Source organism: Nostoc sp. FACHB-280, assembly GCF_014697615.1.
Lineage (GTDB): Bacteria > Cyanobacteriota > Cyanobacteriia > Cyanobacteriales > Nostocaceae > Nostoc_B.
In genome coordinates, this window is the sequence record NZ_JACJSD010000101.1 from 1 (window position 1) to 6001 (window position 6001).

At 43.0% G+C, this 6001-nt stretch carries 9 protein-coding genes and 1 pseudogene; 2 read left to right on the top strand and 8 right to left on the bottom strand.

What is annotated here, in order from left to right; all coding sequences use genetic code 11:
- Nucleotides 1-120 precede the first annotated feature (120 nt).
- The 8 genes and pseudogenes from H6G75_RS32365 to H6G75_RS33370 form a co-directional block, all read right to left on the bottom strand.
- Nucleotides 121-456: a hypothetical protein gene (locus H6G75_RS32365; protein ID WP_190983951.1), complete on the bottom strand. Its 336-nt coding sequence runs from the start codon at nucleotides 454-456 to the stop codon at nucleotides 121-123.
- Nucleotides 457-458: 2 nt separating this feature from the next.
- Entirely contained in the window at nucleotides 459-755 is a 297-nt protein-coding gene (locus tag H6G75_RS32370; RefSeq protein WP_190983952.1) for a VVA0879 family protein, read from the bottom strand.
- Nucleotides 752-1168, bottom strand: a complete 417-nt coding sequence (locus H6G75_RS32375) for a hypothetical protein (protein WP_190983953.1) — start codon at nucleotides 1166-1168, stop codon at nucleotides 752-754. The genes H6G75_RS32370 and H6G75_RS32375 overlap by 4 nt, the downstream gene beginning before the upstream one ends.
- 558 nt (nucleotides 1169-1726) lie before the next feature.
- A complete protein-coding gene (locus tag H6G75_RS32380; RefSeq protein WP_190983954.1) occupies nucleotides 1727-2089 on the bottom strand; it encodes a hypothetical protein in 363 nt (120 codons plus the stop codon).
- Nucleotides 2090-2103: 14 nt separating this feature from the next.
- Nucleotides 2104-2901 (bottom strand): KilA-N domain-containing protein, encoded by a 798-nt coding sequence (locus tag H6G75_RS32385; RefSeq protein WP_096586096.1) that lies wholly within the window; start codon nucleotides 2899-2901, stop codon nucleotides 2104-2106.
- A gap of 33 nt (nucleotides 2902-2934) precedes the next feature.
- Nucleotides 2935-3393: pseudogene (locus H6G75_RS32390) on the bottom strand (DUF1392 family protein).
- 122 nt (nucleotides 3394-3515) lie between these two features.
- Nucleotides 3516-3956 carry a hypothetical protein gene (locus tag H6G75_RS33365; RefSeq protein ID WP_242051731.1) on the bottom strand — a complete coding sequence of 147 codons (441 nt, stop codon included), beginning with the start codon at nucleotides 3954-3956 and terminating at the stop codon, nucleotides 3516-3518.
- A gap of 52 nt (nucleotides 3957-4008) precedes the next feature.
- Nucleotides 4009-4341 carry a hypothetical protein gene (locus H6G75_RS33370; RefSeq protein ID WP_242051732.1) on the bottom strand — a complete coding sequence of 111 codons (333 nt, stop codon included), beginning with the start codon at nucleotides 4339-4341 and terminating at the stop codon, nucleotides 4009-4011.
- 229 nt (nucleotides 4342-4570) lie between these two features.
- Here H6G75_RS33370 and H6G75_RS32400 point away from each other — a divergent pair, with 229 nt between their 5' ends.
- Complete coding sequence (locus tag H6G75_RS32400; protein WP_242051733.1) at nucleotides 4571-4804, top strand: helix-turn-helix transcriptional regulator; 234 nt, start codon at nucleotides 4571-4573, stop codon at nucleotides 4802-4804.
- 152 nt (nucleotides 4805-4956) lie between these two features.
- Entirely contained in the window at nucleotides 4957-5976 is a 1020-nt protein-coding gene (locus H6G75_RS32405) for a hypothetical protein (protein WP_313934928.1), read from the top strand.
- Nucleotides 5977-6001 lie beyond the last annotated feature (25 nt).

Here is a 6001-nt window from a genome sequence, read left to right on the forward strand (position 1 = left end):
AGGCTTAGACCTTAGCCAACTGGGTAGACGGTGCTTGACGACCGTAGCGAGAGTAAGACTTTGGACACTACCAAAAGCTACTCTGTCCGCAGAATCTCAGTGTCTTTAGACCTGAGAGTGTCAAAAACATAAATTCTCAACTTCTCTAAATAAACTTCTACACGAGTCATATTTGTATGAGGTGAAGTCCTCATATTTGCAGAAATAGTATTGGCGGTCTTCGCTTAATGGCTGTCCTTGCTGCCAAGTAATAACTTCTTCATCGTCATTACCAGTTAGTTCAAATTCGACTTCTTCAATTGCAACCAACGCCATTGCTACACAAGCTTTTTCTGCCGGATGGGTAGAGTCTTGCATTCGGTAGTTATCTCTAACTACATAGCCTTGAAGTCGGTAGAATGCTTTGGCTAATTTTTCAATGAGTGCATCTGTTTGAAATAATCCGAGTTCTTTCATGTTTAAACTCCAAATTCAAAAACCATATTTCCATCAACATCAACAGGACTGATGTTAATTAATCCACCACCTGAATAGTCACAAGGAATTTTGCGTTTATCCTTGTCATCAAATGCTTCTTTGTGTACTTCTAGCCATCGCCCTACACAAGAAAATCCAACGCCTGATTCGGGTGCGCCAGCATTTTTATAATCTGCAACAGTGGCAATATGTCCGCAGTAAGGGCATTTAAATTTCCACTGCATCATGTTTTGTCCGAATAGTGTTTGTCCTTGTAAAAGCCATTCATCTTTGGTCATTGTTTTACCTTCTCAAAAGGAGAATAATCAGGGCAGTAATTGTGATTAAATCCATCAGGGTAAATAGCGCATATTAATCTTGCTTTTCCATAAAGCACCCCATGATAATTAATGCAGTTAGAGCAAATACCTGGGTCAAAATCATCTATTTTTTCAATCAGGTAATCATCAGAAAAGGATGCAGTACCGATAATTTTTGAAGGGTCAATGAATAAGTTCGCCCCTATAATTTTCACTAACAAACTATTTCGATGTTTATCTATTAATTCTAATCGTTGAATATGCCTTTCATTGGATGAATAAAGGAAACTCTCTTGAAATACTAAAAAGGACTTTAAAGAACTCTTGCCTGAAAGTTCAAAATCTCGTTGTTCTCGATATGATTCAAGTTTTGCTATATCTGAACGGTTCATTTTTTATCATCCTTTTGAAAAAAGTCACATAATAATCAATACTCTGATTTCGGTTAATCTTTATTTTTAACTTCCGCGATTCCTGCTTTTAATGCTTCCTCTGGTGTTTCATAACTGCCACTCAAATATGGGTCATCAGCAAACTCATTAAACATACAAACTCCCGAACTATAAATGAGCGCAAAAGAAAATCTTGAGGAGTCAGTTGGACAGTACCAAACAAAAACATGATGAGTTCCTCTCATAGAACCTCGGCTCATGTAAACTTTTTCTCGTAATAACGGTTTTTTGGCTTGTTTTACCTCCCAGGAATAACTGCATCTGTCACAGTACACTCGTATGTGAGTTAAGTTTTTCCGATAAATTTCTGAGCTTCCACAGTTGGGGCAGTTCATCACATTTAATCAGTAGCTTTATAGAAAAATTATCGGGTGTGTTCGTTTTCTTTGGTCTGCACTAGCTTTTGACTGATGACTATTGACTGTTGACTGTTGACTATTGACCATCCAGTATTAATCAAAGCCCCCGCTTGCTTGAGTGCCGTTACTGAGACATAATCTAAACCTCAAACTGGGGAATAAAATGTGGTGCAATCGCTTTCTGTAGATTGATGGCAGTCAGCATACTTTCAAAAGAATTTAGGTTGGCGTTACCTCCTAAAATTGTTTGTCTGCCAGAATAGTTGCCATGCAGCATAAAATAAGATGTTAATCGTTTAGCCCCTTGATTTCCTTCGGCAGCAGCATCAGAAATAAAATCGATAGCAATTAAATCAAGTATGGTTTTGTGTGGCCAGCCCGGTAGAGACTCAACACCCAGCCATTGAGCGACGGTTGCACTTTTGAAATAGCCATAACCTTCATGAAAGATGTATGCAAGGCTAATTTCTTGACCAATTTCGTTGATTTGTTCTTCGTTCATAATTAAGCAATAAGCTACTGAAATAACTCTGTCACAGTGGGCAACCAGCGCAGTTGAAACACAGTTTGATTTGATGACCTAGCCAACGCTGGAACCATCCGCCCCCATTGTTTACCTGATTCAGTAGGGCGATATGGGATTTTCTTATCCTGAGTGCGATATTGTAGTCCAGACTGTACCAGCCAGTTGTTAACGGCCCGTGCAGACATTCCGACTACTTCACCAATCTGGGTTGCATTCAAAAATGCGTCTTCAGCAGAATTGGTAGAAGCGATCGCAGTCTTGAGTTCATCAGCAGCCGGCTTGAGAGCAGGGTTAACAGCAGTAGCAGCATTAACGGCTAACTGCGCGGTGAGGGATTTGTCTAATCCAGCAAATTCACCCAGTATCATGGCTAACTGTGCAGCTTCGTGAGACGGAGCTATGGCTTTGGGTGGTTCTGGTTCGGGTATTGGTTCTACCTCACTAGCTACGATTATTTTTGTCAAGGTTCTGTTAGCCCAAACGCGAAACTCCACTGAAACCCATCGAGCTAAATCAACAGCAATTTCAGGATGTAGCCAAGTGCTTTGTTCACTACCATGTGCTTGGATTTCGATTACCAGCGACGATATGATGATCTTCATATCGTTAGAAAGTGCTTGTAAATACTGCTTTGTAGACTTGAGCTTGGTGTAGTCGGCTAAAAACTTACCGTTAGCTTTGCACATTTGTGTGCCATTTACGTAGCCCTTGGGGATGGCGTATTTTCCTATCTGCCCATCCTGAGCCATTTGGTTAATTTCTGAGTCGCGCCAAAAGTGTACCAACATAACTAAGTCCTTTTGGTTGTTGTTCAAAATTGGTTAAACATGAACCCGAATCAAATCTGTTTCACCCACCAACGGAAAACGAACAGATGCAGCCAGTGGTCGAACCAAAGCTGGGGACATTAGCTCTACAACGTAGAACCAAACGTTATTCACTAACACAATCCCCAGAATCAGCCTTTGTTTCGTGGCGTGACTGTCGAAGCGAAGCATAATGCGATCGCCCAGCACAAACGCAGGTTTTCTCATGTATGTAGACTGTACCTGTCCAGTACCGATAATTTTGTGCTTGGTGGCGTAGGTGATGGAGCGATCAACTGTGAACGTATAAACTCATCCTTCTTCCTGCCACAACACCCCGCAGCAGTAGCCGAATGTTTTGGAATCAGTGAGGTAGACTTTCTCCGACAGATTGACTTCAAGCGAGGGCATCTGCTGACCCCAAGGTGGCGACAGATACCAGCATCGTTCAAGGGTGATGATTGCACAAGTCATGGTTTTGGCTATGAATGAAGTGATTTGTGAGGACAATTACTGAGGGTTATTATCAAGCTGATAGTTATATTTGAAACGAGTAAGCCAAATCTGGTTAGTGGGCTTTTGATGCCCACTTTTACTTAAACAGCCACTAACGCCGCAGTTTCAAACAACCCCTGCAATTCCCCCGAAGACAGTTGCTCAAGCGGATGATATTGCAGATATTCGTTAGCCGTTGGTAACTCATCCGAAATCTGAAGCAACCACACGGTATCCGCAGCAGAATCACAAAAGATTTTCTCTGGATGGGCTTTTGTTGCGCTTGTGAACCACCAGTTGCCATTGATGCAGCCGGCTTCGCCTAGCTTCTCGCCATTGCTGGTGTAAATTCCGTCATCCAACAGTTCCAAGCCATATTTGTCGCACTCGGTGACAATTTGGAACATAATTTCATTACCTGTGCTGGTGGATGTTTCCTGTTCTTGCACTGGCAGAGAGCCGTCTTTGTAATGTATGCGGATGTAGCGATCGCACATCATTGGGGTGGTTGCACGAAATACTTCGGCGTTGTTGATTGTCACTACCCAAGGCTGCGTGAGGTCATTGTCATAGTCGATGGCCGCTACTAACTTGTCAACGGCGTAATATTCGTGGTGGTAAAAAGATATTTCTCTTACTGTTAATTCTTCGGGTGCAACAGCCTGAGCTTGGTCTGCGATTTAATTCTTCGGGTGCAACAGCCTGAGCTTGGTCTGCAATGTATTGGTCGAATTCGCCTTGGGCTATGTCCTGTTCGTCAATTTTCTGAAGCTGGGCGGATTGATATTTTGCGATCGCGTTTCTCCATTCGTCCTTGCATCGTCTGTCGTTTACTTCGAGTGTGCAGCCGATTTCGCTGTAGATGCGCTTTAGCTGGGGGAGGGATTTGCAGCGTAGCTGTTGTTGGGTATAGACGTTATGAGTCATAATTATATTTCCTTGAATGTAAGGACAAAAGGCGATCGCACAAGTTTTCCAGGCTAAGAGCGATTGCCTTTTGTTTGTCTCTATGGTTATTATATTAGTCGCTACGACTAATGAAGTCAAGCTAGTAACTAATAGATTTTTCACTGCGGCTTATGCTATAGTCGCAGCTACTAAAGGGCAAATTCAAGGAGGTGTAATGTAAAAGATGCCAACATTTATAGAGAAATCAATGCCGATTAAGTGGCGTTTGGCCGTGTTAATGGCTGATAGAGAAATTGATTACAAACAACTTGCCGAGATGACAGGTATGCACCCTGTGACTATTAGCAAGCATAAAAATATTAGGGTCATGCCAGACAGACTAGAGAGAGAGACGTTAGAAAAATACTGCAAAGCTCTCAATTGCCAACCGGGTGACTTGTTAATGTATGTTCCTGATGAACCGAAAGAACAGGCATCATAGCGTGTTGCTTTTGGTGGTATGCAGGGACTATTAACCCAATCCTCAAAAGCACTTCTTTGGTGGCAGCTTCATTTATCTCATGGCAGCAAGATTCTTGGAGTTGGTTTGCTACTGAATCTGGATAACAACCACTGACCTAAACAAGTGGAATCATGAATAAGCCACCCTCCAAGCGCAAAAAAGCCACCTCTATCTCATCCCCCAACTCAGACATCTCCTTTCTAGAAGATCCAGCTTCAGCAACAATTGATGTGGTTGCCATTGAAGTTCCTGAATTGACTGAGCAGGAGCAGAGCGATCGCCTGCATTTGGAACGCAAGGTCGAGAGGGCGTTTTTTGAAGCGGGTAAAGCTTTGGCAGAATTACGCGATCGCAGGTTATACCGTTCCACGCACAAAACCTTTGAGGAGTATTGCAAAGACAGGTTTGGGTTTGAACGTCGTCATCCTTACAGGTTGATTGAAGCGGCGATTGTGGTAGATAATCTCATGCAAATGTGTCCCAATGGGACACAAACCGAAACTGACTCAAGTGATGAGCAAGAGCAATCTATTGGGACACAAGCCGAAATTGAATTAAGCGACGAACAAATGCGTCCCATTGGGACACAAATTCTGCCAACGAGTGAGCGTCAAGTCCGCCCGTTAACAAAGCTCGAACCCCAGCAACAGCAGGCAGTGTGGCAAAGAGCAGTCCACGTTGCTGGCGGTAAAGTTCCCAGTGCCAGAATCGTAACTGATGTTGTGCAAAGAATTATGGAACGTACCCAAGTACCCAACACCTACCAGATCGGTGAAGTTTGCCAGATTTTAGTCAAAGATAATCCTGATTTGCGGGGCAAGGGTGGCTGTTGGTGTATCGTAACTCATGTTGGTGAGTTTAGCTGTACCGTAAGGACCTGGAATGGTGAACTAACGGTTGGGGTGCAGCACTTGAAGTCCTACAACTACCTGCCTGCCGAATGCCAACAGATGCAAGAGATATGCGATCGCATCAGTAGAATATATTCCGATTCTCTCTTTGGAGACAGTCAAAAATCTGTTGCAGTCATTGGGGAAGCCCAAGCGTCCTTATTTGACTGCTGTGGAGGAGAAATTGCTAGTGCTTCTAGAGTTGGAGTACAGAAATGGATAAGCCACCAAAAGTGTTTAGCACTCTCAGCATTGCCCTAAATTGAGAATCTTGAATTTTTAGGAG

What these genes read in the sequence shown, in the direction of transcription:
- H6G75_RS32365 (WP_190983951.1), bottom strand. Translation starts at nt 456, where the DNA reads ATGAAAGAACTCGGATTATTTCAAACAGATGCACTCATTGAAAAATTA.
- H6G75_RS32370 (WP_190983952.1), bottom strand. Translation starts at nt 755, where the DNA reads ATGACCAAAGATGAATGGCTTTTACAAGGACAAACACTATTCGGACAA.
- H6G75_RS32375 (WP_190983953.1), bottom strand. Translation starts at nt 1,168, where the DNA reads ATGAACCGTTCAGATATAGCAAAACTTGAATCATATCGAGAACAACGA.
- H6G75_RS32380 (WP_190983954.1), bottom strand. Translation starts at nt 2,089, where the DNA reads ATGAACGAAGAACAAATCAACGAAATTGGTCAAGAAATTAGCCTTGCA.
- H6G75_RS32385 (WP_096586096.1), bottom strand. Translation starts at nt 2,901, where the DNA reads ATGTTGGTACACTTTTGGCGCGACTCAGAAATTAACCAAATGGCTCAG.
- H6G75_RS33370 (WP_242051732.1), bottom strand. Translation starts at nt 4,341, where the DNA reads ATGACTCATAACGTCTATACCCAACAACAGCTACGCTGCAAATCCCTC.
- H6G75_RS32400 (WP_242051733.1), top strand. Translation starts at nt 4,571, where the DNA reads ATGCCGATTAAGTGGCGTTTGGCCGTGTTAATGGCTGATAGAGAAATT.
- H6G75_RS32405 (WP_313934928.1), top strand. Translation starts at nt 4,957, where the DNA reads ATGAATAAGCCACCCTCCAAGCGCAAAAAAGCCACCTCTATCTCATCC.